The sequence below is a fragment of the Acinetobacter geminorum genome (assembly GCF_013009345.1).
Lineage (GTDB): Bacteria > Pseudomonadota > Gammaproteobacteria > Pseudomonadales > Moraxellaceae > Acinetobacter > Acinetobacter geminorum.
In genome coordinates this window covers 50,173-76,456 of record NZ_JABELE010000016.1, presented here as the reverse complement: position 1 = coordinate 76,456, position 26,284 = coordinate 50,173, and the positions used below count along the sequence as shown (strand labels likewise).

Here is a 26,284-nt window from a genome sequence, read left to right as displayed (position 1 = left end):
TATGGATATTAAAATGAAATTTAAGTTTACTGCACTACTCGTTGCAATTTTATCAGTGGGGATAAGCGCTTGTAATGATAGTGACGATACCGTAAGCCAATCAGAAACAGAAATAACTCCAAATAATATTCAGTTAAGTTTATTGGGGCGATATGAAACAGGTGTTTTTGCTCAAAGTGCAGCGGAAATACCTGCTTATGATCCACAAAGTAAACGCCTATTTGTAGTAAATGCACAAAAAGGATTGGTTGATGTTTTAGATGCTTCTAAACCTGAGAAACCAGTCCATATTAAAGAATTATCTGCTCGCCTATATTTAGCCGATTCAGAGGTAAATAGTGTTTCAGTACATAATGGGATTGTGGCTTTAGCTGTACAAGCAAAAGTCAAAACTGATCCAGGGATTGTTGTATTTTTTAGAGCCAGTGATCTTAGCTTTATGAGTAAAGTTGAAGTTGGTGCTCTGCCGGATATGTTAACTTTTACGCCAGATGGTCAGAAAGTTTTGGTCGCAAATGAAGCTGAGCCTAATGATGATTATTCTATCGATCCTGAAGGTTCAGTGAGTATTATTGATGTGAGTAATATTCAGCAGCCAAAAGCAGTTATTGCCGATTTTAAAACATGGAATAATCAAAAGGCAGCATTGTTAGAAAAGGGTATCCGTATTTTTGGTCCAAATGCGACTGTCGCACAAGACTTAGAACCTGAATATATTACGGTTTCGGATGATAACAAAACTGCTTGGGTCACATTACAAGAAAATAATGCATTGGCACAAATCGATTTAACTCAACAAAAAGTGATTGAGCTTTATCCACTGGGTTATAAGGATTATAGCATTGCGGCAAATGCATTAGATGTGAGTGATCGCGATGGCCCACAAGATAGTAAGGGTAACCCAACTGGTAAAATCAATATTCAGCCATGGTCAGGTCTGGTAGGCATGTATCAACCAGATTCAATTGCGCATTATACGGCTAATGGCCAGACTTATCTGGTAACTGCCAATGAGGGTGATGCCCGTGAATGGCTGTCAGATGAAGATGCCTATTTTGTCGGGGATATTACCAAAGATTTTGCTGAAGAAATTCGTGTAAAAGATTTATTCAAGAAAAAAGGATTTAATACAGACGGAGATTATCCTGCACATCTACAAAAAATTGCAGCAGGCGTAAAAGGTGCACGTTTGAATCCAACCATTTTTGGCTATTGTGGTGCAACTCTAACCGATGCCGCTGGATGTCGTGAAGATAATCAGTTAGGCCGTTTAAAGGTCACTTGGACCAAAGGCTACCAAACCAATAATGACGGTTCACCTAAATTAGATGCTGATGGTTATTTAACCTATGATAAGCTTTATGCGTATGGTGGACGCTCATTTAGTATCTGGGATACTAAAGGGCAGTTAGTTTGGGACTCTGGTAGTGAATTTGAACGTAAAATTGCTGAGTTGTTCCCTGATTATTTTAACAGTGATCATGAAGAGGTGACCTTTGATAGCCGTAGTACAGGTAAGGGGCCAGAACCTGAAGGTGTTACTGTTGGAACTATTGGCAAGAAAACATATGCCTTTATTGGATTAGAGCGAGTAAGTGGTATCATGGTCTACGATATTACTAATCCGCAGAAGCCGCAGTTTGTTGAATATTTTACGACTCGAAATTTCAAAGAAACTGATATGGCAAAACAAGGTGACTTAGGTCCAGAGGGTTTAATTTTTATTTCTGCAAAAAATTCGCCAAATGGTCAGCCGTTATTAGTAGTAGGTAATGAAGTCAGTGGCAGCACGGCAATTTATCAAATTAATTTAAAATAAATAGATCAAAACAACCTACAAATAAAAAGAGCCTATGAGGCTCTTTTTATTCTTTAGTAAATTACACAACAAATCTTTTTGGCATTTTTAAGTTTTTAATTACGTTGTAAATTTGATTGACATCTTGACATACAATTAATTTAGCTCGGTGTTGAAGGGGAAGGAAACCTTCTTGAACTGCATGGTCTAATTGGGCAATTAATGCATTATAAAAGCTATTTACGTTATATAAAATCATGGGTTTTTGGTGTTGGTTGAGTTGGCCCCAAGTGGCTATTTCCAATATTTCTTCAAATGTTCCTAACCCCCCCGGTAAAGCAATAAATGCACTTGCGCGTTCTGCCATCATGGCCTTACGTTCGTGCATAGTTTCGACCACATGTAATTCAGTTAGACCCGCATGTGCGACTTCATAATCAAGCATAAATTCAGGGATCACACCGACAGCTTCTCCGCCGTTTGCGAGAACGCTATCTGCGACTTGTCCCATTAAGCCGATACTGGCACCGCCGTAGACTAAACCAAAACCTTGGTCAGCAATTCCATGAGCAAGCTCAATTGCTTTTTCTCGGTAAATTGGATTATTTCCTGCACGTGAACCACAATATAATGCAATAAGAGGTTGTTTTGTTTTTACAGCTGTTATTGGTGAATCATTTACTGCCATTGTTAATACGCTATTCATTGCTTTATTTTCACCTTATCACGTTCATATTTCTTGTCTACACTAAGCAAAAGATATGACAACTTTATAAGCAGATTTATAAGAAAGAGTCATGTTTTGTATGGGTTTGGTGAATGCTAGTCATGAACAAATAAAAATGATGAATTTATGTTAAATCTTGCCTATACTAAAAATTCGTTTAACAACATATGAACAAATATGGGTAGTGGTTGTAGTCGCTCCGTTTTAATTTCTTGTCTTAAAAAAACATTTCCCCCCCTTTGTGTAGGCGCGCCTATTGTGCTGCCCAATAAAGATAAAGCCCTATTAGCACAGGAGCAGGATCAATGATATTTGAATGGATGTCTGATCCCTCTGCGTGGGTGGGCTTAGCTACTTTAATCATTCTTGAAATTGTACTGGGGATCGATAACCTCGTTTTTATTGCTATTTTGGCTGAAAAGTTGCCGCCAGAGCAGCGAGCTAAGGCGCGAGTAATTGGTTTGGTACTCGCTTTGGGAATGCGTTTAGTCCTTTTAGCTGCTATTGCTTGGGTTGTGACACTGACTGAGCCACTCTTCCATATTTTTGATCATCCATTTTCTGGTCGTGATTTGATCTTGTTGTTCGGTGGTGTGTTCTTGCTTTTTAAAGGCACCATGGAATTGCATGAGCGTATGGAAGGCAAACAACTGCAAAAAGAAGATAATCCAGTTCATGCTGCATTCTGGATGGTCATTGTCCAGATTGTTGTGCTTGATGCTGTATTTTCATTAGACAGTGTGATTACCGCAGTGGGTATGGTCAAAGACAAAAGTGTGATGATGCTGGCAATGATTGTTGCTGTGGGTATCATGCTGTGGGCATCAAGACCACTTATGGACTTTGTCAATAAGCATCCAACAGTTGTCATTCTATGTCTTGGCTTTTTAATGATGATTGGTTTCTCTTTGGTCGTGGAAGGTTTTGGTTTCCATATTCCGAAGGGCTACTTATATGCTGCAATTGGTTTCTCTATTTTGGTAGAAATAATCAATCAGAGCATGCGCCGCAATCAGGAAAAGCTAGTTACAACCACAGACTTGCGTTATCGTACTGCCTCTGCGGTTTTACGTATGTTAGGAAGTAAAAGCAGTGGTTCTAGTTCAGATACTCAATCTGCTGATAAAGAAGATGTACTAGCGACACAAGCTTTTGCTGATGAGGTTTTTGACGAAGAAAATGGCGCTTATCACAGTGTGCTGGTACAAGGTGTACTTGGTTTATCAGAGCGTCCTGTAAAGTCTGTTATGACTCCACGCCCTGAACTTGAGTGGATTGACTTAGACGATGAGCCTGAAGTTTTAAAAGAACGTTTAATGTCGATGACACATTCACGTTTAATCATTGCTCGTGGTGAGCTTGATAATATTGAGGGTATCGCATTAACACATAAAGTTTTAAATAACTTTATTGAAACAGGTGTAATTGATTTCCAAAAGCATCTACGTGAACCTGTGATTGTGCATGAAAATGCTCAAGTGCTTATGGTGATGGAGCAATTGCGTCAAGCACCTTTACAAATGGCGATCGTATTAAATGAATATGGTTCCATCGAAGGTATCGCAACACCAATTGATATTTTAGAAGCAATTGCTGGTGAATTCCCTGATGAAGATGAATTAGACGCTGCTGCTGAAAGCTTGGCAGATGGTTCATTAATGCTTGAAGGTTCAACTGACATTCGTCACGTATCTCTTTTATTAGGTCGTGATCTCGTTGACGAAAGTGAACAGTATTCAACTTTGTCCGGCTACTTGTTATTCCATTTAGGCCGTTTACCAGAAAATGGTGAAGCTGTTGAGGCGGATGGTTATCGCTTTGAAGTGATTACCATGGAAGGTCATAAAATTGAGAAAGTTCATATTGTTTCTATCGAACAAGATGAATCAAAAGATTAAATGATCTTTTAAGTCTAGAAACATCATAAAATAGCTCAACTCTGAGCTATTTTTTTATTTGAGACACACCAAATGACCGAACAAACTTGTCCATGTGGAAAAGGCAGCTATACACAGTGTTGTGAGCCTTTACATTTAGGCACAGCCAAAGCACTAACGGCAGAGCAGCTTATGCGTTCACGTTATAGCGCTTTCGCATTACAGCAAATTGATTATATTGTGCAAACGACTGCTTTAGGTCAGCAAACAACACTTGATAAAGATGCTATCTCAGAGTGGAGCAAACAAAATCAGTGGTTGGGTTTAGAGGGGGTTAACGCCAACGAAAAATTAGATAAAACGCATGCACAGGTTGAGTTCAAGGCTCATTATCATGATGGACAAAAAAACCAAATTCATCATGAGGTTTCACATTTTGTTTATCACCAGCAAAAATGGTTTTTCCTCGACCCAACGGTTGATATGAAGGTCACGATGAAACAACCTTGTATATGTGGTTCAGGAAAAAAATTTAAGCAATGCTGTGCACAATTTCTGTAAGTTTATCTTAAAATACGCCCACTGTTTGGCCTGAGGGAAAGGGCGATGTTACTCACCGTTATTTATATTATTGCGATTACTGCGGAAGCCATGACAGGTGCATTATCTGCTGGTCGACGGAGTATGGACTGGTTCGGTGTCGTACTGATTGCCTGTGTAACTGCTTTGGGTGGTGGTTCTGTGCGCGATGTATTGCTTGGTCACTATCCTTTAACTTGGGTAAAACATCCGGAATATTTGGTTCTGACCTGCTGTGCTGCATTTGTCACGATTATTATTGCCAAATGGATGCGTCATTTACATAACATCTTTTTAGTACTTGATGCTTTAGGCTTGATTGGTTTTACAATTATTGGTTGCCAGATCGCCCTACAAATGGGACATGGTTTTGTCGTATCAGCAGTAGCTGGGGTGTTGACTGGAGTATCTGGCGGTATTTTACGTGATATTTTATGTAACGATGTCCCATTCGTTTTCCGTCGTGAACTCTATGCGAGTATCTCTTTTGTGGCAGTCATCTGTTACTGGGTCTGTCAGGATTTAGGATTAAGTTTAGAGCTAACTGTCATTTCAACCTTGGTTTTTGGCTTTACCTTACGTCTGATTGCAATCTATTTTGGCTTAGAAATGCCTAAATTTATTTATAAAGATGATGATGCGGAATCTGCTTCTTCTACCGACGAACATTAATCATGCAGAATTCGATGTGGGCATGATATAACAATTAAATATATTGTCTTGCTCACTTATTTTTTCCAGTAGAGTTTTTCCTATGGATCTGGTTTCACGTATACAAAATCTTCCAATTGGCAAATTTCACTACACACTACTGTGGGTGGTTGGTTTAGGTTGGATGTTTGATGCGATGGACACTGGTATCATTGCTTTTATCATGACAACGCTTGTTAAAGACTGGGCATTAACACCAGCCGAAAGCGGTTGGATTGTGAGTATTGGTTTTGTAGGAATGGCTATTGGAGCTGTTTGCTCAGGGGCTTTAGCAGATCGCTTTGGCCGTAAGACAATATTTGCTGTTACCATGGCGATCTATAGCATTGCGACTGCCTTATGTGCTTTTGCTCCAGACTTAACGTGGTTATTAATTTTTCGTTTTATTGTTGGTCTTGGACTTGGTGGACAGTTACCCGTTGCAGTGACATTGGTGAGTGAATATATCCCTGCGCATGTACGTGGTCGTTTTATCGTACTGCTCGAAAGTTTTTGGGGTTTGGGTTGGTTAGTTGCTGCACTCATTTCTTATTTTATTATTCCTAAATTTGGTTGGCATATTGCCTTTCTTATGGGTGGCCTCCCACTGATTTATATTTTAGTAATTTGGAAAAAACTCCCTGAATCGATACCTTACCTGATTAACCGTGGACGTGTTGAAGAAGCACACGTCTTAGTTCAAAAATTAGAAGCTCAAGCAGGCGTTCAAATTGTTCACCACATTGAAGTCGTGCCTGTAGCCATGCGACAAAAAGTCTCTTTTAAACAACTTTGGAGTGGTCAATTTGCTCGTAGAAGCTTAATGCTTTGGCTGATCTGGTTTGGAATTGTGTATTCCTACTATGGCATCTTTACATGGCTACCAAGTTTATTAGTGAAACAGGGCTATGATATTGTCAAATCATTTGAATATGTATTGCTTATGATTTTGGCTCAGCTACCGGGTTACTTAGCAGCAGCATGGTTTGTAGAGCGTTTAGGTAGAAAAATTACGCTCGCTGCGTTTATCGGTTTTTGTGCCTTGTCTGCATATTTCTTTGGACAAGCCGATAGTGTAAATAGCATTATGTTTTGGGGCTGTCTCATGTCATTCTTTAATTTGGGTGCATGGGGCGTGTTATATACCTATACACCAGAGCAATATCCTGCCAACATTCGGGCTTTTGGGTCGGGATGGGCATCGGCAATGGGGCGTTTAGGTGGAATTTTAGCACCGATAGTCGTCACTCATATGATGGTTTCCAAGAATGGGTTTAGCCATGTTTTTATGATGTTTACTATTGTTTTACTTTTGGTTGCAGCTGTAATTTTAATATTAGGTGAAGAAACCCAAGGTAAAAGACTAGAGTCGATAGGCCTTTAGTTTGCCTAACTTTATAGCAAGTAACTAAAAATATAGAGAGATGAGACATAATTTGACGCTCAGGTGACAGAGTCCCTCTTGTGTCTGTAACATAGCCCACTTAGCATAAGACTCACTTAAAATAACGACTGATTTGGAAGATAAGCTGACTATGACCAGCCTTGCGCATCAAGCGACAGAAAACCGCTCTGTAGCCGAATTTACTGAACAGGCTTACCTGAACTATGCCATGTACGTCATCATGGATCGTGCATTGCCACATATCAGTGATGGCTTAAAGCCTGTACAGCGCCGTATTGTCTACGCCATGAGCGAGTTAGGCTTAAAAAGCAGTGGTAAGCCAAAAAAATCGGCTCGTACTGTGGGTGACGTACTTGGTAAATACCATCCGCATGGTGATTCGGCATGTTATGAAGCCATGGTATTGATGGCTCAGCCATTTAGTTATCGCTATCCTCTAATTGAAGGTCAAGGGAACTGGGGTTCACCAGATGACCCTAAATCGTTTGCTGCGATGCGTTATACCGAGGCAAAACTTTCTGCCTACAGTGAGTTATTACTAAGTGAGTTAGGACAAGGCACGAGTGAATGGCAAGATAACTTTGATGGTTCTTTAAAAGAACCAATTACCTTGCCGGCACGAGTTCCCAACATTCTACTAAATGGTACAACCGGTATTGCGGTTGGTATGGCGACTGATATTCCGCCACATAATTTACGTGAAGTGATTAAAGGAACAATTGCCTTAATTCGTAATCCGCAAACATCAGATGAGAAATTGGCTGAATATATTCCAGCACCGGATTTACCAACCAAAGCTGAAATTATTACTCCGCCTGAAGAATTACTCAAAATCCAGACTACGGGTCGTGGTAGTTACCGCATGCGAGCGGTTTACACTATTGAAAAAAATGAAATCGTGATTACGGAATTACCGTATCAAGTATCGGGCTCGAAGGTAATTACTCAAATTGCCGATCAAATGCAGGCTAAAAAGCTGCCTCTAGTAGTGGATGTGCGTGATGAGTCAGATCATGCCAACCCAACGCGATTAGTGATTGTACTTCGTTCTAATCGTATTGATGCTGAAGCAGTGATGAGCCACCTATTTGCAACTACGGATTTAGAATCGAGTTATCGTGTTAATTTAAACATGATTGGTGAGGATGGTCGTCCTCAGGTTAAGTCGATTCGTCGTATCTTACTTGAGTGGATTGAGATACGTAAAAAAACGGTAACTCGCCGTTTAGAATATCATTTAAACCGAATTGAAAAACGCTTGCATATTTTGGCAGGTCTTTTAATTGCTTATCTCGATATTGATACGGTTATTCGTATTATTCGTGAAGAGGATCAGCCTAAACCTGTATTGATGGATCATTTCAAAATTGATGAGATACAAGCAGAAGCAATTTTAGAACTCAAGTTACGTCATTTAGCAAAACTTGAAGAGATGGAAATCCGTCAAGAGCAGGATGAACTCTCAGCAAAAGCAGCGATTATTCGTGAACAACTCGAAAATCCAGAATCTTTAAAAAATCTGATCATTGGTGAATTAAAGGAAGATGCGAAAAAGTTTGGTGACGAGCGCCGTTCTCCAATCGTAGCGCGTGCTGAAGCTGTTCAGATTAAAGAACAAGATTTAATGCCAGCTGAAGCAGTAACGGTGGTTTTATCTGAAGCTGGATGGATTCGTGCCGCAAAAGGTGCAGATGTTGATGCAGAGAATTTAAACTATCGTGCTGGCGACCAATATTTAAGTCATGCGGTGGGTAAAACCAATCAACGAATTTATTTCCTTGATGAGACAGGGCGTAGTTACGCCTTGCCTATTAGCAGTCTGCCATCAGCAAGAGGTTTAGGCGAGCCATTAAGTTCGAAACTTGCTCCTGCAAGTGGAGTCGCGTTTATTCAGGTCTATTTAGATGATGAAGAGTCAGAACTTATTGCTGCTAGCTCATCAGGTTATGGATTCAAAACTCAAACCAAACAGCTAGATACTAATGCCAAAGCAGGAAAGACATTCTTGTCGGTTCCTGAAAAATCAAAAGCTTTGCCGTTAGTATCTGCCCAAAACATGACACATTTAGCTGTGCTCAGCTCAGCAGGTCGACTCTTAATTATTGATTTGGCAGAACTACCAAATTTAAATAAGGGTAAAGGTAATAAGTTGATACAACTTGAAGCAAAAGAGCAGATTTTATCCATGACAACCCTGAACTTAGATGAAATAATTCAGGTGGTTGCAGGTCAACAACATCTAAAACTAAAAGGTGATGATCTACAAAAATACATGGGTAAACGTGCTTCAAAAGGACACCTCTTACCACGTGGATATCAAAAAGCAAATAAACTGTTGATTCAGAGATAAAGCTAGCGTCGGGCAACATAAATACGCTATATATGGCAACATGTTCAAGCAATGAACTGAACTTGTTGGTATTGAATAACGATTAAAAGGACAGCAATTTGGAGTACGTAATTTGTACTCCATATAAAAAATTTGACAGGGTCAAATTGTCAAAACTTCTGTCTCATAATCTTGTTCGAAAGTGTCATGAATGTGCCAATAAGTTTTAAATATGTTCTGGCACCAAGAAGCTAAAGAATAGCTGGGGCATTGAATAACAGTTATTACTAAGGATTACGAATCGGAGATAATGGCATTATGGAAAAAATTTGGTTTGCAGAATACCAAAAGACAGGGATTCCAGAAACAGTAGCATTGCCTGCGGAAAATACCTCACTAGTTGATATTTTTGAGAATAATTTCCAAAAGTTTGGTTCTCGTGATGCTTTTATCTTCATGGATAAGGCAATGTCATTTAACGAGTTAGAACTTGCAAGTCGTAAGTTCGCGACCTATTTGCAAAATTTGGGGTTAGCAAAAGGGACTCGTGTTGCAGTAATGATGCCAAACGTATTGCAATATCCTGTGGTGGCATTAGCTGTTTTGCGTGCGGGCTTAGTTCTAGTGAATGTAAACCCACTTTATACGGCACGAGAACTTGAGCATCAATTAAATGACTCGGGTGCAGAAGTGCTCGTGATTATCGAAAACTTTGCTAGTGTTTACCAGAGCATTTTAGGTAAAACCCCTGTCAAGCACGTTGTGGTTGCTACAGTAGGGGATATGCTGGGTACGCTTAAAGGTACGTTGGTAAATTTTGTATTACGTAAAGTACGTAAGCAAATTCCTGCTTGGAATATTCCTGGGTACGTTAAATTTAATGCAGCATTAAATAAAGAAAGCCCAAGTAATTATAAGCGCCCGAATTTAACTTTAAGCGATACTGCCGTACTTCAATATACTGGCGGTACTACAGGGGTTTCAAAAGGTGCAGAACTGACACACCGCAATTTGGTCGCAAACCTTTTACAATGTGACGGTATTTTCCAGAGTAAATTTGGTGCTAATGATGGTGCCAAAGGTGACCGCATTGTTTGCGCATTACCGCTTTATCATATTTTTGCGTTCATGGTTTGCGCGATGTACGGTATGTATAAAGGTCAGGCAAATATCTTGATTCCTAACCCACGTGATTTACCTGCCGTGATTAACGAATTACGTAAATATCAGCCATCATTCTTTCCTGCAGTAAATACATTATTTAATGCTTTAGTGAATAATGAAGAGTTTAAACAATTGGACCATAGCAATTTAAAAATGGCGATGGGCGGTGGTATGGCAGTTTTACCTTCTACAGCAGAGGCTTGGAAGAAAATTACTGGTACAACCATTATTGAAGGTTATGGTTTGTCTGAAACTTCTCCAGTCGCAACTGCAAATCCTCCAGCTTCTACTGAATTTAGCGGCACCATTGGTATTCCATTGCCTTTGACAGAAGTTGCTATTTTAGATGATGACGGTAATGAAGTTGCTTTAGGTGAGCAAGGTGAAATCTCGATTCGCGGTCCTCAAGTAATGAAAGGTTATTGGAACCGCCCTGACGAGACAGCTAAGGTCATGACAGCAGATGGTTTCTTCCGTACAGGCGATATTGGCGTTATGGATAGCCGTGGATATGTCAAAATTGTAGATCGTAAAAAAGATATGATTTTGGTTTCTGGTTTTAACGTGTACCCAAGTGAAATCGAAGAAATTATTGCTAAACATCCAAAAGTATTGGAAGTTGCTGCAATTGGTGTTCCAGATGAAAAATCAGGTGAAGTGCCTAAACTCTTTATTGTGAAAAAAGATCAAAGTTTAACGACTGAAGAAATTTTGAGCTTTGCTAAAGAGAACTTAACAGGTTATAAGCGTCCTCGTTATGTTGAGTTTATGGACGAACTACCTAAATCAAACGTAGGCAAAATTTTACGTAAAGACTTACGTAAGCCAGCCTAAAAAGTTAATAAAAAAGCGCCTTAGGGCGCTTTTTTGTTTTTTTATATTTTATGACTTTTCATAAACCAGCGGTCTATATAAGGACGACCTATCCCAATCATTCCAACAAAAACAAGCATTGTGCCCAATTGCAAACGCAGGTGAGTTAAATCGAGCTGACCATAACTTAAATAATTATCTGCTAGGCAATATAGGGTAATCACAATTAACCAATGCCATAAAGGAAGTCGTTTAATACCGACTGCAATAAAAGTAATTGTTAAAATAACAAAGGTGCCCAGTGTCGATTGCCAATTTAGATTTGCACAAATCACACTCAATAAAAAAGCGACAATAGGAAGTACAATTTTTAATATACGGTCTACCTGAAGTTGATTTTGTTTTTGCTTTTCTAAGACTTCAAACAATTCTTTTTGATCAGGTTGTTGCATACATGGCCCTATTAATCAGTGATGACAAGTGATTGCATAAAATTTCAGGTAAAAACGCAATGTTATGATAGCATGATCAACAGTATTTTCAGTGATGGATGGCACTATGCAGGGCATCAGCGGCATTATCTATATTATTTTAGTGGCATGTTTGCTGCCATACGCATTTACCGTAATTGCAAAATTTACAGGTGGTTTTCAGCCCGTCGATAATCAAAACCCGAGAGCTTTTTTGGCTAAAACAACAGGCCTTGCTGCTCGCGCTAATGCCGTACAACAAAATAGCTTTGAAAGCCTACCTTTATTCTTGACTGCTATTTTAATGGCTGAATATATGGTTGTTCCGGAATATTTTATTCTGAGATTAGGTTGGGCATATATTATTTTAAGAGTTATTTATGGTATTTGCTATTTAAGTAATTGGGCAACTTTGCGCTCGATTGTTTGGTTCTTATCTATATTGTGTCCAATCTTCTTACTTGTGGTCACGATTAAACTGACTTGAGTGTCATTCTGTCATCATTCATATCAACTTTCGCGTGTGCCCATTGTATAATCGGCATCATTTTGATGATATCCACGCTATAATCGAGTGGATTTTACATCTGACTTCATAACGAAAGAGTATTGATATGAGTTACAGCAATATCCCAGCAGGTAAAGATGCGCCAAATGACATCTATGTCATCATTGAAATTCCTGCAAATGCAGCACCAATTAAATATGAAATCGATAAAGATTCTGATGCATTGTTTGTAGACCGTTTCATGGGTACAGCAATGTTCTATCCAGCGAACTATGGCTATGTTCCAAATACTTTGTCTGAAGATGGCGACCCATTAGACGTACTTGTTGTAACTCCACATCCTGTTGCTGCTGGTTCAGTCATTCGTTGCCGTCCAGTGGGCAAATTAAACATGGAAGATGACGGTGGTATTGATGCGAAATTAATCGCTGTTCCACACGAAAAATTATCTCCACTTTACAAAGACGTGAAGGAATATACAGATCTTCCTCCGTTATTGATTAGCCAAGTTGAGCATTTCTTCAGTCACTATAAAGATTTAGAACCAGGTAAGTGGGTAAAAATCAGTGGTTGGGAAGGTGCTGATGTTGCTAAAGCAGAAGTATTAAAAGCAATTGAAGCTGCTAAATAAGCTTTAATTGATAAGCTCAGAATGTCTGAATTGATATTCTGAGCTTAATAAAAAACCTACATCTGTTGCCAGACGTAGGTTTTTTTATGCTTGATAGATTTGTGAATTAGAATAATTTCACAGGAATATCAAGGAAGATACGCCATTCATTAGTATCTGGCATATAGTCTGTAGTATAAGCGCTGTCTGCACGGTGAATTGAATTACGTAAGCGTAAGCTTGAACCTTTAGCAAAACCACTTTGAACTGTATATTTTACTTGGTTGAAGAATTCGCTTTCGTTTGAGTCGTCTGCACCGTTAGATGTTTTGATATCCCAGCCATACACATAAGCTGTAGTCCAGTTTAGACCAGGTAATACACCTAACTTGCCAAAGTCGAGGTTATATTGGATTTGTGCAGATTTTTCATCATTACCAATGAAGTCAGACAAATAAGAGTTTGGCAAGTAAACACTTTGACCGCCGTCTTGGTTTAGACCATAGTTATAACCAATGTTACCGCTGTTTTGTTGGTACGCCAGCATCACACTATGTGGGCCAGTCGCATAAGTACCTGAAATTGCCCAAATATTGTTGGTTTTGTCTTCACCAGCTGGGCCAGTCGCGTACGAAAGATTAGCATCTTTATCAAATTTAGTATGATAACCACTGAAGTCATAAGTAAGTGAGCTGTCATTAGCAAGCGGTTGCTTGTAGTTCACATTGACATAATGACGATCAAGTTTGTCTTTTACATCAACACCGTAGTAAGAACCACTGATTTGATCGTCAAACTTATATTTTGCACCCCAAACCACGGCACGATCTAAACCATTTTGGTCAGTAGCAATTTGGTCAGAATATTGGTTTTTAGTAAATTTACCAGCAACCACTTCTAAGTCTTTAATTTCATGGCTAGTTAACAAAGTACCAGTGAAATATTCAGGTACTAAACGAGCCGTGTTGCTTGCAAGCACAGGCAAATCAAGCACTTGAGTACCATAACGTACAGTTGTATTTGAGAAACGTGCTTTTACGTTAGCACCACCACGCGCCCAATGATCGTAAGCTGAACCATCGTTATGTTGTGGAATCATGTTATTACCAGCGTTTTTATTTTCGCCGATTTTAAATGAGCCGTCACCAACAACGCCAACACCGAAACCAACAATACCAGGAGTAAAGCCAGAGTCGATATTTACAATTGCCGTTTGAGCAAATGAGCTATTGTCAGCCCTTCCATCTTTTTTATCACGACTGATATAACCGGTACGGAAGAGAATAGAACCGTTCGCATCTTCAACAAATCCTTTTGCCTCACTTTGCTCGCTTGCCTGAGCCGAGGAAATTATTGCCGCAGAAATGAGAACTGCTAATGTAAGTTTTTGTGCTTTTAGCATATTTAAAGAACCTCATAAAAACGATAAATCCTGTGCCTTGTTATTATTCAGGGCCTAGGATTTCCATCAATTGTATAAGTAATCTATAAAAAAGATATATTTTTGTTGATTTTATTTTATATATGCTATGCAGAAATTGATTAATGTGCTACTGGTTGTTTAATGAATTTAATAATAGTCTTTTATACTTAATCTATTGTTTAAAATAAAAAAAGTAATTTATTTTTTAGTTGATTTTTACCATTTATTTTATATTTAAACTTCAAAAAATAGTTGATTCTTGTGTTCATTTTTTACTCTTTTTTGTTGGATATGTTTACTTTTTAATCTTATCTCACGTTACTTTTTTCACCTCTTTATTTTAAAATCTATCTAAAATGTTACTATATAACATTGTTTTAAAAGTATGATGTACAAAAATAGATCACGAATAATAGGTCAACAGTATATGTCTGCGCTGATCAAACTTAGTGCAAGATGTTGCTTGAATTTTGTGCACTCTTCTTTTTATTCATATTCCTGCTTAAAAAAGACCCAAAATAGCTCATTGGCTTGAACTCAAAAATAAATAAAGTAATTGAGTTAGTAAAAATGCTCATTCAGAGACCATTACAAGCATTGCCTTCAATAAATTTACATACTTTTTATATCTCGACTCTAAGATTAAATAGAAAATTTATGTGCAACAAATGAATACTCCTTACCTCGTTTAGTAATTTCCGATAAGGTGTTTTTTGTATGACTGGTATTTTTTATTTTATAAAAAATATATTTTATCATCATGTTTTTTATAGATATATTTTTATGAAAAATAAACAAGGATTTCATAATAAAGTGGTTTTGATCTCGGAAATTAATGAAGAGCACTTATGACAAATTTGTACTTGGCACAGCAATTGCTAAAGCTCAAGTAACACAATTTGTTTAATTCGTATAAATCGTGCGTTCATTGTGGGGGAGATCAAAATGATGAAATTTGCACTTAAGGCAGTAACTCTTGGTATCTTTGCAGCAGGGTCAACTATGGCTATGGCTGAAGATGCTCCATCTTTTTATGGAATCACGGCAACAGGTAGTGTAGCGGCAACTACAGACTACCGTTTCCGCGGTGTTACACAATCGTCAAATAACCCAGCCATTCAAGGTGGTTTTACTTTTTCTCATAAGTCAGGTGCCTATGTTGCGCTTTGGGGGTCAAGCGTTGACTTTAATACGCCAGGGGTTTCAACTGAAACCGATATCTCTTTAGGTTATACAAATACATTAAAATTGTCTGATACGCTTGCACCAACTTATGATGTGGGTGTAATTCATTATGGCTATATTGGTTCTGACTCAAAATTTACTAACCCATACAATGGTGATACAGGTTTTGACTTTACCGAGTTTTATGGAAAATTAACGTTTGCTGATTCTTTATTTAAAGGTGATGCACTTAGTGTGGGCGTAAGCTATTCAGATGATTATTGGGGCCACTCTGATGAGTTCTGGTATTTTAACGTAGGTTATTCAGCACCAATAGCTGACACAGGATTTACAGGAATTGCTTCAGTTGGTTATAACAAGCTAAAAAATAAAGACTCTTTACTTGTAGTTGCAGGTGGACCAGGTGAAGATGATAGCTATATCGATTATAAAGTTGGTGTGAATTATAACATCTTGGGTATTGTCGCTGAGCTAGATGTTGTTGGTACAGACATTAGTACTTCTGGTATGACTGATGCTGGTAAGAAACCTTATGACACAGGCTTAGTGTTTAGTTTAACTAAAACATTCTAAGTTTGAATTGTAAAAAAGCGGGTTTATTTACCCGCTTTTTTTATTAGTCCTCTATTTGAGCAAGTAACTGTTTTAATTGACTAAGCTCAACATCATTTGCTTTGATCAGAGGTTTACGTGGCGTACCCGCAGAAATCCCTTTTAGCTGCAAACCTGCTTTAATCGTTTTAGGTAAACCACCACTTACGATAAAGCGTAGTAGAGGGAGTTGCTGGTAAAATGATTTTTGAGCCTGATTTAAATTACCATTTTTCACATGCTGAATAAGTTGTTGGGGGAGCTGACCTAATAGATTAGGCGCTGCTGTACACCAACCACTGGCTCCAGAGCATAAAGCTTCTAAAGCTAGAGGATTACAGCCGTTATAAAACGGGAGTTCTCCTTTTGATAGCTCATAAATTTGATGCATACGCTGAATATCACCGCTACTTTCTTTCACCATCGTAATGTTTGAAATCTGATTAAACATACGCACGATTAATTCTGGAGACATATCAACACCACTGGTCGCAGGGTTGTTATAAATCATAATCGGCAAAGTCGTTGCTTGTGCAATTGACTGATAATATTCAAAAATCTCTTGATCTGTTAGCTTCCAATAAGATACAGGAATCACCATAAGTGCATCTGCACCATAGCTTTGCGCGATCTGCGCTTTTTTGATGGCTTGATCCGTCGTGAGTTCTGAAATTCCAATAATGACAGGTACACGTTTATTAATGCTTTCAATTGAAGTCTTAGCGACTAAGCACCACTCATCCCATTCAAGATAAGCACTTTCACCAGTACTACCCAAAGGTGCAATCGCATCACAGCCATTTTCAATAAGCAAATCGAGCATCTGCTTTAGAACAGGAAGGTTAATGGTGTTGTCATCAGAAAAAGGGGTAACAGGATAGCCAATAATGCCGTTTAGTTTCATGATTGAGGTCTCTTTTTAAATACAGTCAGAATGTTTTTTCAAAGCTTTACGTGCGTAGTAAGCAAAGTTCACTTTGTTGCGTTTATCGGTAGAAACCCAATCATGAGCTTCTGTTGCTAAAGCATGAGGGATGGGCTGGATTTGTCCGGCAGACATGGCTAGCAGTTGCAGTTGAGCTGCACGTTCAATTAAAAGCGCCAAGTTGCAGGCTTCTTCAATGGTTTTTCCTGTAACCAGTTGTCCATGGTGAGACAACAAAACAGCACGGTTTTTACCCAAAGCAGAAGAAATCAAAATACCTTCTTCATTGCCCACAGGAACTCCCGGCCAGTGGCCTACAAATGAGCAGTCTTCGTAAAGTGCACAGACGTCCATTTGAGAAATCATGAGTGGAATCTGAAGCATGGAGAGAGCAGCAACATGGGTTGGATGCGTATGGATAATGCAGTTCACTTCTGGATGTTCTTTATAAATCCATGTGTGAAAACGATTGGCTGGGTTTGCCATTCCTTCTTGATTGATTGGTTCTAAGTCTTGATTCACCTCAAGTAAGTTTGAAGCAGTAATTTCATCAAAACCTAAACCGAAACGTTGGGTAATAAAGGTTTCTTTATTTTCACTACGGCATGTAATTTGACCTGCCAAACCAGCATCATGACCATGATCAAATAAAATACGACAAGTGAGTGCAAGCTTTTGACGATCACTTAAATCTGTGTCGCTAATCCACTTTTGCATGTCTTGCTGTGCGTGTTGCATGAGGTCTTGTTTGTTTACAGAAGCAGTCTTCATCTCTTCTCCAGTCCAGTTGACCAAATTAAGTAGGTGAAGGCAGAATAGAAAACAACTGGATGAATCAATACATCCAGTTTTCATAAGTTATATGGTCCAGATGGGGCGAATATGCTAAGACCTTGGCAAGTACATTTTCGTATCGATGAAAGAGAAGAAAAAACGGTTTTTCTAAAGCTTACTAACCTAATTAGTCAGGAAATTTTAAGTGGCCGTTTAGTGCAGGGGACTATGCTGCCCGGGTCTCGTAGCTTGTCAAAAGAACTAGAAATTAATCGAAAAACCGTACAAGCAGTTTACGAAGAATTAGAAGCACAAGGTTGGCTTGTGACTCGTCCCCGAAAAGGTACATTTGTAGCGGATGTTTTGCCGGAAAAACAGCTTCAAATAGAGCCAGTATCTGAACGAAAAGTTAATGATAAACCAATCATTCAAGAAGTGATTCAACGCCCACATAACGATGGGGTGCCAGATCCACGATTGATTCCCTACGAATTATTTTCACGGGCCTATCGACATGCACTGATTAAAATTACTCAAAATCAGTACATGGGCTATGGCGACCCACGGGGAATGATTGAGTTAAGACAAGCCTTACAACAAATGCTATCGATGGAACGTTTTATGAATGTTGCCGAAGATGAGATTTGTATTGTGCGTGGTAGTCAGATGGGAATTTTTCTTGCCTCTCGAGCATTACCCAATCGGCAGGGTGTGATCGTTATTGAGGAATTATATTATCCATCTGCTTTTAAAGCATTTCAGTCAAATGGCTTTCAAGTGGTTTCTGTTAAATTAGATAAACAAGGTATTGTCATTGAAGATTTAGAACGGATTTTACAAGAACATTCGGTTGCTGCCATTTATACAACTCCGCATCATCAATATCCCACAACTGTCACGATGCCAATGAATCGCCGTCTTCAACTCTTGGAGCTTTCAAAAAAATGGGGCTTTTATATTATTGAAGACGACTATGACCACGAATTCCACTATGCCAGTCGGCCTATGCCACCCTTAGCAAGTTTGCCTCATTCTGAACTGGTCATTCATATTGGCTCATTGTCTAAGGTCTTTGCACCCGGCGTCCGATTGGGATATATGGTAGCGTCTCCAATAATCATTCAATCCATTACTGAAGATATTTTAGTGATTGATCGCCAAGGAAATAATATTACGGAACTTGCGTTAGCAGATTTAATGCAGCGAGGTGAAATAAAACGACACATCCGCAAAATGAAAAAGATATATCAGCTACGCCGTGACCATGCATTAAATGAGTTCCATCGAGTTTTTGCAGAGAGTGTGCAAATACAGCCACCTGCAGGTGGAATGGCTTTGTGGGTGAAGTTCCAGAAACCATTTACTCAAGATCAGCTTATAAAATTAAAAGAACTCAACATTGATACAGAGCATAAGTTTAAACAAATCGAGTCTTCTAATTGTTGTATTCGCTTTGGTTTCGCTGCTCTATCAGAGAAAGAAATTACTTCCTTAATTGAGACCTTAAATGAAGCTCTTAATAAAAGAACAGCGGACTCATAATCCGCTGTTTAATTTTAAGAGTGATTACCTCGATAAGAGAGTGCTTCTGTAAGATGAGGACTTTGAATGACCTCACTTTGGGCCAAATCGGCAATAGTACGAGCAACCCGTAAAACACGATGATAAGCACGAGCAGATAAATTTAAACGTTGCTGAGCCATTTCCATCATTCGCTGTGAAGTACTATCGAGAACGGCATATTGCTCGAGTTGTTTTGGTGAGAGTGCTTGATTTAAACAATCTTGTCTTTGCATTTGTTGTTCATAAGCATAAATCACACGATGCCGTACAGTTGTAGAGTCTTCAGCAGGTGTTGGATCTTGCAGTTCCTGAGCTTTTAAAGGAGGTACATCAATATGTAAATCGATACGGTCAAGTAATGGCCCTGATATACGGTTTTGATAGCGCTTAATACTTTCTGGTGAACATTGGCAACGGCTGTCTTGATTAAACGCATAACCACATGGACAAGGATTCATTGCTGCAATGAGCTGAAAGTTTGCAGGATAGGTAATTTGCCGAGCTGCACGTGAAATAATGATTTCTTTTGATTCAAGTGGCTGACGTAAGACTTCTAGCACTTTTCTGTCAAACTCGGGGAGTTCATCTAAAAACAAAACCCCTAAATGAGATAAAGTAATTTCACCCGGTTTAGGATGTGAGCCGCCCCCAACTAGTGCAATGGCTGATGCTGTATGGTGGGGCGCACGAAATGGACGCTGACCAAAGGTATGCGGTGTATTTGAAATAGAATAAATACTCGCGACTTCAAGCGTTTCCTGATTAGAAAGCGGTGGCAAAATTGAAGGAAGACGTGAAGCGAGTAAAGTCTTACCTGTTCCTGGTGGTCCTTTAAAGAGCAGCGAGTGCCCGCCTGCGGCTGCTATTTCTAGTGCGCGACGTGGACGTAGCTGACCTTTTACATCTGCCAGATCAAATTTATAAGGCATTTGGTTTGAGGTCGTTGCAGGTTCAATCGAAGATAGCGATTTCATGCCCAGAAAATGATCACAGACTTCTTTTAAATGGCTCACTGGATAACATTCAAGATTCGGTAAATGGCTAATATCCTGACTATTATCGAGAGGTAAAAGCATTTTATGCTTGGCCTGTTGACACGCCATTGCCAAAGTTAAAGTACCTGACACTGGTCTTACATGGCCATCTAAAGCTAATTCACCAATTAATTCAAAATCTTCGGCACAGTTTTCTGGGAGCTGGCCAGATGCAATTAAAATACCTACAGCAATAGGTAAATCTAGACGTGAACCATCTTTGGGCAAATCTGCTGGTGCAAGATTAATGGTCAGCCGTTTTGTTGGAAATTGAAATCCACTATTAATAATGGCTGAGCGAACCCGGTCTTTACTTTCTCTTACCGCCGCCTCTGCTAGGCCGACAATAGTAAGAGAAGGTAAGCCTTGACTCACATGTACCTCAACTTCAATCAGAGGCGCATGTAAACCTAAAAGTCCCCGTGTATAAATTTTAGAAAAAGACATCTTATTGTTCCATTATGGTGCTTCATTTTTAATCGTTGTAAAGTATAAATGCGCTACGTTGGTGCTTATTTTTTATTCTTTAAAGTTTCTTCTAACAAACTTACTTGTCTTTGTAGCTCTTCTAAACGTTGATTGGCTGATTGAAGTGCAGTCTTTTGACGGTCGATCTCTTGTTTGGAAACAAGCTCTAACTTTTCGACCGCTTCATTTAATAATGCACGTAAATTTTTTTCCAAATCTTTTTTAGGCTCATCAATTTGTTCCAGAATGGCCTGTAGCAAAGTTTCTAGCATGAAATATCCAAAGTGTTGTATTACTTTATGGTTTACAGTTTAACACTGCTTAAGCGCTGGATATAGGTTTCAATTCTTTTAGTGCAAATAGATCATTAAATCAGCATATAACACTACTGAAAATTCATTTTATTTTTGATAGCTCATCTACATCTTGCTCACTAAATAGGTTATAAAGAAAGTTCATGCAAAAGATTCATTTCCCTCAACCTTTGAAATATTGGCATGAAAATTGAACATAAAACCTTACTGGTGAAAAGAAGCCGAAGGAAACAAACATGAAGCTTGTAACTGCAATTGTAAAACCGTTTAAATTGGATGACGTGCGTGAAGCACTCTCTGACATTGGTGTACAAGGGATTACCGTAACTGAAGTTAAAGGTTTTGGTCGTCAAAAAGGGCATACAGAACTCTACCGTGGTGCAGAGTATGTGGTTGATTTCTTACCTAAAGTAAAAATCGAGATTGCGATTAGTGATGAAATGGTCGACGCAGTAATTGAATCAATTACGCGTGTAGCAAGCACTGGAAAAATCGGCGATGGTAAGATTTTTGTGACTAACCTGGAACAAGTAATCCGTATTCGTACGGGTGAAACTGGACCGGATGCTGTCTAAATTGGCACAAAGCTTGCTGAGTAGAAAATAACTCGCAAATGAGGTTGGGGGACACGAATGAAAAAAATGCTTATGGCGCTCAGTCTATCAGGCGCTCTTTTGGGTGGTACTGCCGTTTGGGCAGAAGAAGCTGTAACAACGCCAACATCGGAAGTTGCGGCTGTATCAACATCTTCAGCTACTGCAACTACTGCAGAAGCACCAGTTGCTGAAACTCCAGCAGCTCCAGCACCGACACCTACTCTTGATACGGGTGATACCTCTTGGATTTTAGTTTCAACCGCATTGGTTCTATTAATGACCATTCCGGGATTGGCATTATTCTATGGCGGTATGGTACGTAAAAAAAATGTACTCAGTACGATGATGTTCAGCCTTTCAGCTGCAATCTTGGTAAGTTTGCTGTGGGTGATTGCTGGTTACTCAATCGCGTTCTCTGGCACAGGTGCATTTTTTGGTGATTTGTCTAAAGCAATGCTAAACGGGGTGGCGTTTGATGCATTAAGTGGGACAATTCCTGAAAGTCTCTTTGTTATTTTCCAAATGACTTTTGCCATTATTACAGTTGCGATCCTTAGCGGTTCTATTGCAGACCGTATGAAGTATTCAGCTTTCATGGTGTTTATTGCAGTTTGGGTGCTCGTTGTTTACGCACCAATTACCCACTGGGTGTGGGCTGCAGATGGCTGGTTATTTAAAGCAGGCGCATTAGATTTTGCTGGTGGTACAGTTGTACATATCAACTCAGGTGTTGCAGGTCTAGTTGCTGCTTACATGCTTGGAAAACGTATTGGCCTTGGCCGCGAATCTATGGCTCCGCATAACCTGACTTTAACTGTAGTGGGTGCAAGCTTACTTTGGGTGGGTTGGTTCGGCTTTAACGGTGGTAGTGCTCTAGGCGCTGGCGCTCGCGCAAGTATGGCAATTTTAGTGACTCAAGTTGCTGCTGCCGCTGCTGCATTCTCTTGGTTGGTTGTTGAACGTATGATCCGTGGTAAAGCATCTGTATTAGGTGGTGCTTCTGGTGCGGTAGCTGGTTTGGTTGTGATTACACCAGCCGCTGGTTTTGTCGGTGTAGGCGGTGCTTTAGTGATGGGCCTTATTGGTGGCGTAGTGTGCTTCTGGGGTATTACAGCACTTAAACGCTTACTTAAAGCCGATGATGCTTTGGATGCGTTTGGTTTGCATGCGGTAGGTGGTATTGTCGGTGCGATTTTAACTGGCGTATTCTACAGTGACGAAATTATTAAAGCAGCCAACGTTGCATTAGCGCCAACATTCGCTGGTCAATTATGGGTCCAAGTTGAAGGCGTATTGGCAACCATGGTTTACAGTGGTATCGCGACTTTCATTATTCTTAAAGTGATTGATCTTGTGATTGGTATCCGTGTTAACTCTGATGATGAGCGCATGGGTCTGGATTTAAGCCAACATGGCGAACGTATTGAATAATCATTAATATATCTGTCTTAAAAGAACAGTCTTGCGCTGTGATCAAAGCGATGCTTTGATCTTGCTCAGGACTGTTTTTTTGTCTCATAGAATGCTGGTTCTGTAAGTGTGGAAATTTTGCTACACTAGGTCAAAGTAATCGACCCTATAAATCCGCTATGCATTGTCCATTTTGCAACGCCGCAGATAGTAAAGTCATCGATTCACGTTTAGCCGCCGAAGGCTGTCAGATTCGTCGACGTCGTGAGTGTGTAATTTGCGGTGAACGTTTTACCACTTTTGAAAGCTATGAAGTGGTAATGCCCCGTGTGATCAAATCGAATGGAAAAAATGAACCTTTCGATGAGGCCAAATTACGTCGTTCGTTAATGCATGCTTTGCAAAAACGTCCGGTCACACAAGAGCAGATCGAAACAGTTTTAAGTGATATTCAGTTGCAGATTCGCCGTTTAGGTGAGCGTGACGTGAAATCTAGAACAATTGGCGAAATCGTCATGCAATCTTTATTTGCCCTTGACCATGTTGCTTACGTCCGATTTGCTTCTGTCTATCAAGATTTTCAGGATGTTGAAGCGTTTCGCCGTCAAATTGAGCAAATGCAACAACGTGAACACTAATCATTTGAGATATTTATGTCTGAGTTGAAACAAGATCAGTATTGGATGCAGCAAGCTATTGAACTTGCCAAACGAGGACTATATTCGACCAAGCCTAATCCAAATGTTGGTTGTGTGATTGTCAAAGATGATCAGTTAATTGGCCAAGGTTTTCATCCTAAAGCAGGTCAGCCACACGCAGAGGTCTTTGCCTTACGCGAGGCGGGTGAACATGCACAAGGTGCAACGGCTTATGTCACGCTTGAACCATGTGCGCATTATGGCCGGACTCCTCCTTGTGCCGAAGCATTGGTGAAAGCCCAAGTTAAAAAAGTAGTGGTCGCTTGCCCTGACCCCAATCCATTGGTTGCGGGCAAAGGTGTTCAGATTTTAGAAAATGCCGGAATTGAAGTAGAAGTTGGCATTTGTAAAGATTTAGCATCAAAACTTAATCAAGGTTTTTTAAAGGCAATGTCTACAGGCATGCCTTATGTACGTTTAAAGGTAGCCTCAAGTTTAGATGGGCGTACTGCAATGGCATCAGGTGAGTCGAAGTGGATTACAGGTTCTTCGGCCCGTCAAGATGTACAACATTGGCGTGCCATTTCTGGAGCAGTGATTACAGGTATTGAAACTGTGATTGCAGATGATTGTCAGCTTAACGTGCGTTCACTCAATAATTTTGATATCAAGACAGTTGCTCAGCCAAAACGTGTTGTTTTAGATCGCCAAGGACGTTTACCACTTAACGCTAAGATCTTAGAGAATCCTGAAACTGTGATGGTGATGGGGCCGTATCGTCAAGAACTTGCTGATTTAGGCGTGATACAATTAGAAACTCAGCCTTTAAAAATGCTGTTACAGACCCTATCTAAGCAACATCAAATTTATGATGTGTTGGTTGAAGCTGGCGCAACATTGTCTACTGCCTTTTTGCAAGAAGGTTTGGTGGATGAATTGATCAGTTATATTGCCCCGACCTTATTGGGGAAAAGTGCAAGGGCCATGTTCAATGCAGAATTTGAATATATGGCAGAGCAACTTCGTTTTACACTTCTTGATGTGACACAAATTGATCAAGATATACGCTTAAGGTTAATCCCTACGCAAGAGAAAGTATGAATTCAGAGCCTTCGGTTTATCACAAACGTCGTCATGCAGCCCGTACAACAGACGAATATCTTTTCCATCAGCTTGTGCCGTACTTGGGTAACAAGCGCCGATTGCTCCATCTAATTTTAGAAGCCCTTGAAATTACAGGGACACTGAATAGTAAGAAAAAGAATCCACCGATTTTTGCCGATTTCTTTGCTGGCAGTGGCGTCGTGTCTCGTTTAGCACGTCAAAATGGTTACCGCGTGATTGCGAATGACTGGGAACCTTATAGCCATGCTTTAAATCATGCAATTTTAGCCTGTGTTGATGCGCCTGCTTTTAAAGAACTGGGCGGTTATCAAAAGGCTATCGACTATTTAAATCGCTTACCTGAAGTTAAAGGTTGGGTAACGCATAACCTTTGCCCGCGTAATGATGATATATACGATCCAACTCGTGATCGTTTATTCTTTAAACGCCGTAATGGTATGCGTATCGATGCGATTCGCCAGCAGATTGCAACATGGCAGGCACAAGGTGCAATTAATGATGTAGAGATGAGTGCTTTGCTTGCACCATTGCTCTATTCAGCTAGTTTTGTCAGTAACACGAGTGGCGTATTTAAAAGTTTTCACCAAGGGTGGGGCGGACGTACTCAAACTGCGCTAGAACGAATTGAGTCATTACTTTGGTTAACACCGAGCCGTTTTTGTGAGATTGGTGATCGTAAACGACCTGCTGCTGAAATGTGGTGTGTAGACTCCCAGCATCTAGCAAATCAAATGAGTGGTTTTGAAGTCGATGTTGCCTATCTCGATCCACCATATAACCAACACGCATATAGTAGTAATTACCATGTTTTAAATGCATTAACTTTATGGGATCAGGTGGATTTACCTTCACCGGATACCAAAGGTTATAAGAGTGGAATTGATAGAGCGTGGCGTAAAGAGCGTCCAAGTCCATATAACTCTTCTAAACATGCAAAAGATGCGTATGAGAAATTACTTTCAACGATCAATGCACGCTATATTCTGACCAGCTATTCAACTGATGGTAATATCGAGCCAAAAGATTTGCTTATGGCTAATCTTGAGCGGGGCAAAGTAACCTTGTTAACACAAGATGTGCCGCGTTATCGCGTAAGTAAACAACGACAGTCTGAACGTGCACGCGTGCTTGAGTTTATTGTGATTACTGATACTCATGCCAAGTCAGGGCCACCATTGCGTCAGTTATTAGGCCAGCTTTACCACTTCGCCGAGCTAGGTGGTGTAGATACCTCAGGTAATAGTACACAGCTCGCACTTTGGTAAGCG

The 26,284-nt window shown here is 39.8% G+C and carries 23 protein-coding genes; 16 read left to right on the top strand and 7 right to left on the bottom strand.

The window, feature by feature from the left end; translation table 11 throughout:
- Positions 1–13: 13 nt before the first annotated feature.
- On the top strand, positions 14–1,819 hold the full coding sequence (locus HJG58_RS15055; RefSeq protein ID WP_170249525.1) for a choice-of-anchor I family protein: 1,806 nt from the start codon (positions 14–16) through the stop codon (positions 1,817–1,819).
- Positions 1,820–1,880: 61 nt separating this feature from the next.
- On the opposite strand, the gene HJG58_RS15050 is transcribed toward HJG58_RS15055, so the two are convergent.
- Entirely contained in the window at positions 1,881–2,504 is a 624-nt protein-coding gene (locus HJG58_RS15050) for an LOG family protein (RefSeq protein WP_216076590.1), read from the bottom strand.
- Positions 2,505–2,830: 326 nt separating this feature from the next.
- On the opposite strand from HJG58_RS15050, the gene HJG58_RS15045 reads away from it, so the two are divergent.
- From HJG58_RS15045 to HJG58_RS15020, 6 genes are all read left to right on the top strand, one after another.
- Positions 2,831–4,423: a TerC family protein gene (locus HJG58_RS15045; RefSeq protein ID WP_170249524.1), complete on the top strand. Its 1,593-nt coding sequence runs from the start codon at positions 2,831–2,833 to the stop codon at positions 4,421–4,423.
- A 72-nt stretch (positions 4,424–4,495) separates the two neighbouring features.
- Positions 4,496–4,963: a YchJ family protein gene (locus HJG58_RS15040; RefSeq protein WP_170249523.1), complete on the top strand. Its 468-nt coding sequence runs from the start codon at positions 4,496–4,498 to the stop codon at positions 4,961–4,963.
- 45 nt (positions 4,964–5,008) lie between these two features.
- Entirely contained in the window at positions 5,009–5,653 is a 645-nt protein-coding gene (locus HJG58_RS15035) for a trimeric intracellular cation channel family protein (protein WP_016144082.1), read from the top strand.
- 82 nt (positions 5,654–5,735) lie between these two features.
- The gene (gene niaP, locus HJG58_RS15030; protein WP_032012521.1) at positions 5,736–7,055 is read left to right on the top strand and encodes a niacin transporter NiaP; all 1,320 of its coding nucleotides are present in this window, start codon (positions 5,736–5,738) and stop codon (positions 7,053–7,055) included.
- Positions 7,056–7,206: 151 nt separating this feature from the next.
- Positions 7,207–9,426 carry a DNA topoisomerase IV subunit A gene (gene parC, locus HJG58_RS15025; RefSeq protein ID WP_170249522.1) on the top strand — a complete coding sequence of 740 codons (2,220 nt, stop codon included), beginning with the start codon at positions 7,207–7,209 and terminating at the stop codon, positions 9,424–9,426.
- Positions 9,427–9,723: 297 nt separating this feature from the next.
- Positions 9,724–11,403 (top strand): long-chain-fatty-acid--CoA ligase, encoded by a 1,680-nt coding sequence (locus HJG58_RS15020; protein ID WP_086265371.1) that lies wholly within the window; start codon positions 9,724–9,726, stop codon positions 11,401–11,403.
- A gap of 41 nt (positions 11,404–11,444) precedes the next feature.
- Here HJG58_RS15020 and HJG58_RS15015 read toward each other — a convergent pair whose 3' ends face one another.
- Complete coding sequence (locus HJG58_RS15015) at positions 11,445–11,834, bottom strand: hypothetical protein (protein ID WP_170249521.1); 390 nt, start codon at positions 11,832–11,834, stop codon at positions 11,445–11,447.
- A gap of 106 nt (positions 11,835–11,940) precedes the next feature.
- On the opposite strand from HJG58_RS15015, the gene HJG58_RS15010 reads away from it, so the two are divergent.
- On the top strand, positions 11,941–12,339 hold the full coding sequence (locus HJG58_RS15010) for an MAPEG family protein (protein WP_002121258.1): 399 nt from the start codon (positions 11,941–11,943) through the stop codon (positions 12,337–12,339).
- A 127-nt stretch (positions 12,340–12,466) separates the two neighbouring features.
- Positions 12,467–12,991: an inorganic diphosphatase gene (gene ppa / locus HJG58_RS15005; RefSeq protein ID WP_002121243.1), complete on the top strand. Its 525-nt coding sequence runs from the start codon at positions 12,467–12,469 to the stop codon at positions 12,989–12,991.
- Positions 12,992–13,097: 106 nt separating this feature from the next.
- On the opposite strand, the gene HJG58_RS15000 is transcribed toward ppa, so the two are convergent.
- The gene (locus tag HJG58_RS15000) at positions 13,098–14,372 is read right to left on the bottom strand and encodes an OprD family outer membrane porin (protein WP_170249520.1); all 1,275 of its coding nucleotides are present in this window, start codon (positions 14,370–14,372) and stop codon (positions 13,098–13,100) included.
- Positions 14,373–15,338: 966 nt separating this feature from the next.
- Between HJG58_RS15000 and HJG58_RS14995 the strand changes: the two genes are divergently transcribed.
- Positions 15,339–16,151: a TorF family putative porin gene (locus tag HJG58_RS14995; RefSeq protein ID WP_057085022.1), complete on the top strand. Its 813-nt coding sequence runs from the start codon at positions 15,339–15,341 to the stop codon at positions 16,149–16,151.
- Between the two features lie 43 nt (positions 16,152–16,194).
- Here the strand turns inward: HJG58_RS14995 and HJG58_RS14990 are convergent, their stop codons facing one another.
- Complete coding sequence (locus HJG58_RS14990; protein WP_170249519.1) at positions 16,195–17,073, bottom strand: dihydrodipicolinate synthase family protein; 879 nt, start codon at positions 17,071–17,073, stop codon at positions 16,195–16,197.
- Between the two features lie 15 nt (positions 17,074–17,088).
- Positions 17,089–17,865 (bottom strand): aldolase, encoded by a 777-nt coding sequence (locus tag HJG58_RS14985; protein ID WP_170249518.1) that lies wholly within the window; start codon positions 17,863–17,865, stop codon positions 17,089–17,091.
- A gap of 111 nt (positions 17,866–17,976) precedes the next feature.
- Here HJG58_RS14985 and pdxR point away from each other — a divergent pair, with 111 nt between their 5' ends.
- Positions 17,977–19,410 carry a MocR-like pyridoxine biosynthesis transcription factor PdxR gene (gene pdxR, locus HJG58_RS14980; protein ID WP_170249517.1) on the top strand — a complete coding sequence of 478 codons (1,434 nt, stop codon included), beginning with the start codon at positions 17,977–17,979 and terminating at the stop codon, positions 19,408–19,410.
- Between the two features lie 14 nt (positions 19,411–19,424).
- On the opposite strand, the gene HJG58_RS14975 is transcribed toward pdxR, so the two are convergent.
- Both HJG58_RS14975 and HJG58_RS14970 read right to left on the bottom strand, forming a co-directional pair.
- Positions 19,425–20,912: a YifB family Mg chelatase-like AAA ATPase gene (locus HJG58_RS14975; protein WP_170249516.1), complete on the bottom strand. Its 1,488-nt coding sequence runs from the start codon at positions 20,910–20,912 to the stop codon at positions 19,425–19,427.
- Positions 20,913–20,977: 65 nt separating this feature from the next.
- On the bottom strand, positions 20,978–21,205 hold the full coding sequence (locus HJG58_RS14970) for an accessory factor UbiK family protein (RefSeq protein ID WP_170249515.1): 228 nt from the start codon (positions 21,203–21,205) through the stop codon (positions 20,978–20,980).
- A 278-nt stretch (positions 21,206–21,483) separates the two neighbouring features.
- On the opposite strand from HJG58_RS14970, the gene glnK reads away from it, so the two are divergent.
- The 5 genes from glnK to HJG58_RS14945 all read left to right on the top strand — a co-directional run bounded on the left by glnK (position 21,484) and on the right by HJG58_RS14945 (position 26,281).
- Positions 21,484–21,822 (top strand): P-II family nitrogen regulator, encoded by a 339-nt coding sequence (gene glnK / locus HJG58_RS14965; RefSeq protein WP_000780326.1) that lies wholly within the window; start codon positions 21,484–21,486, stop codon positions 21,820–21,822.
- A gap of 57 nt (positions 21,823–21,879) precedes the next feature.
- Positions 21,880–23,274 carry an ammonium transporter gene (locus HJG58_RS14960; RefSeq protein WP_170249514.1) on the top strand — a complete coding sequence of 465 codons (1,395 nt, stop codon included), beginning with the start codon at positions 21,880–21,882 and terminating at the stop codon, positions 23,272–23,274.
- Positions 23,275–23,432: 158 nt separating this feature from the next.
- On the top strand, positions 23,433–23,891 hold the full coding sequence (gene nrdR, locus HJG58_RS14955; protein ID WP_086265360.1) for a transcriptional regulator NrdR: 459 nt from the start codon (positions 23,433–23,435) through the stop codon (positions 23,889–23,891).
- Between the two features lie 15 nt (positions 23,892–23,906).
- Positions 23,907–24,992, top strand: a complete 1,086-nt coding sequence (gene ribD, locus HJG58_RS14950) for a bifunctional diaminohydroxyphosphoribosylaminopyrimidine deaminase/5-amino-6-(5-phosphoribosylamino)uracil reductase RibD (protein ID WP_170249513.1) — start codon at positions 23,907–23,909, stop codon at positions 24,990–24,992.
- Positions 24,989–26,281, top strand: a complete 1,293-nt coding sequence (locus HJG58_RS14945) for a DNA adenine methylase (RefSeq protein WP_017481906.1) — start codon at positions 24,989–24,991, stop codon at positions 26,279–26,281. The genes ribD and HJG58_RS14945 overlap by 4 nt, the downstream gene beginning before the upstream one ends.
- Positions 26,282–26,284 lie beyond the last annotated feature (3 nt).

Excerpts from the sequence above, each read along its gene's own strand:
- HJG58_RS15055 (WP_170249525.1), top strand. The coding sequence starts at position 14 with ATGAAATTTAAGTTTACTGCACTACTCGTTGCAATTTTATCAGTGGGG.
- HJG58_RS15050 (WP_216076590.1), bottom strand. The coding sequence starts at position 2,504 with ATGAATAGCGTATTAACAATGGCAGTAAATGATTCACCAATAACAGCT.
- HJG58_RS15045 (WP_170249524.1), top strand. The coding sequence starts at position 2,831 with ATGATATTTGAATGGATGTCTGATCCCTCTGCGTGGGTGGGCTTAGCT.
- HJG58_RS15040 (WP_170249523.1), top strand. The coding sequence starts at position 4,496 with ATGACCGAACAAACTTGTCCATGTGGAAAAGGCAGCTATACACAGTGT.
- HJG58_RS15035 (WP_016144082.1), top strand. The coding sequence starts at position 5,009 with ATGTTACTCACCGTTATTTATATTATTGCGATTACTGCGGAAGCCATG.
- niaP (WP_032012521.1), top strand. The coding sequence starts at position 5,736 with ATGGATCTGGTTTCACGTATACAAAATCTTCCAATTGGCAAATTTCAC.
- parC (WP_170249522.1), top strand. The coding sequence starts at position 7,207 with ATGACCAGCCTTGCGCATCAAGCGACAGAAAACCGCTCTGTAGCCGAA.
- HJG58_RS15020 (WP_086265371.1), top strand. The coding sequence starts at position 9,724 with ATGGAAAAAATTTGGTTTGCAGAATACCAAAAGACAGGGATTCCAGAA.
- HJG58_RS15015 (WP_170249521.1), bottom strand. The coding sequence starts at position 11,834 with ATGCAACAACCTGATCAAAAAGAATTGTTTGAAGTCTTAGAAAAGCAA.
- HJG58_RS15010 (WP_002121258.1), top strand. The coding sequence starts at position 11,941 with ATGCAGGGCATCAGCGGCATTATCTATATTATTTTAGTGGCATGTTTG.
- ppa (WP_002121243.1), top strand. The coding sequence starts at position 12,467 with ATGAGTTACAGCAATATCCCAGCAGGTAAAGATGCGCCAAATGACATC.
- HJG58_RS15000 (WP_170249520.1), bottom strand. The coding sequence starts at position 14,372 with ATGCTAAAAGCACAAAAACTTACATTAGCAGTTCTCATTTCTGCGGCA.
- HJG58_RS14995 (WP_057085022.1), top strand. The coding sequence starts at position 15,339 with ATGATGAAATTTGCACTTAAGGCAGTAACTCTTGGTATCTTTGCAGCA.
- HJG58_RS14990 (WP_170249519.1), bottom strand. The coding sequence starts at position 17,073 with ATGAAACTAAACGGCATTATTGGCTATCCTGTTACCCCTTTTTCTGAT.
- HJG58_RS14985 (WP_170249518.1), bottom strand. The coding sequence starts at position 17,865 with ATGAAGACTGCTTCTGTAAACAAACAAGACCTCATGCAACACGCACAG.
- pdxR (WP_170249517.1), top strand. The coding sequence starts at position 17,977 with ATGCTAAGACCTTGGCAAGTACATTTTCGTATCGATGAAAGAGAAGAA.
- HJG58_RS14975 (WP_170249516.1), bottom strand. The coding sequence starts at position 20,912 with ATGTCTTTTTCTAAAATTTATACACGGGGACTTTTAGGTTTACATGCG.
- HJG58_RS14970 (WP_170249515.1), bottom strand. The coding sequence starts at position 21,205 with ATGCTAGAAACTTTGCTACAGGCCATTCTGGAACAAATTGATGAGCCT.
- glnK (WP_000780326.1), top strand. The coding sequence starts at position 21,484 with ATGAAGCTTGTAACTGCAATTGTAAAACCGTTTAAATTGGATGACGTG.
- HJG58_RS14960 (WP_170249514.1), top strand. The coding sequence starts at position 21,880 with ATGAAAAAAATGCTTATGGCGCTCAGTCTATCAGGCGCTCTTTTGGGT.
- nrdR (WP_086265360.1), top strand. The coding sequence starts at position 23,433 with ATGCATTGTCCATTTTGCAACGCCGCAGATAGTAAAGTCATCGATTCA.
- ribD (WP_170249513.1), top strand. The coding sequence starts at position 23,907 with ATGTCTGAGTTGAAACAAGATCAGTATTGGATGCAGCAAGCTATTGAA.
- HJG58_RS14945 (WP_017481906.1), top strand. The coding sequence starts at position 24,989 with ATGAATTCAGAGCCTTCGGTTTATCACAAACGTCGTCATGCAGCCCGT.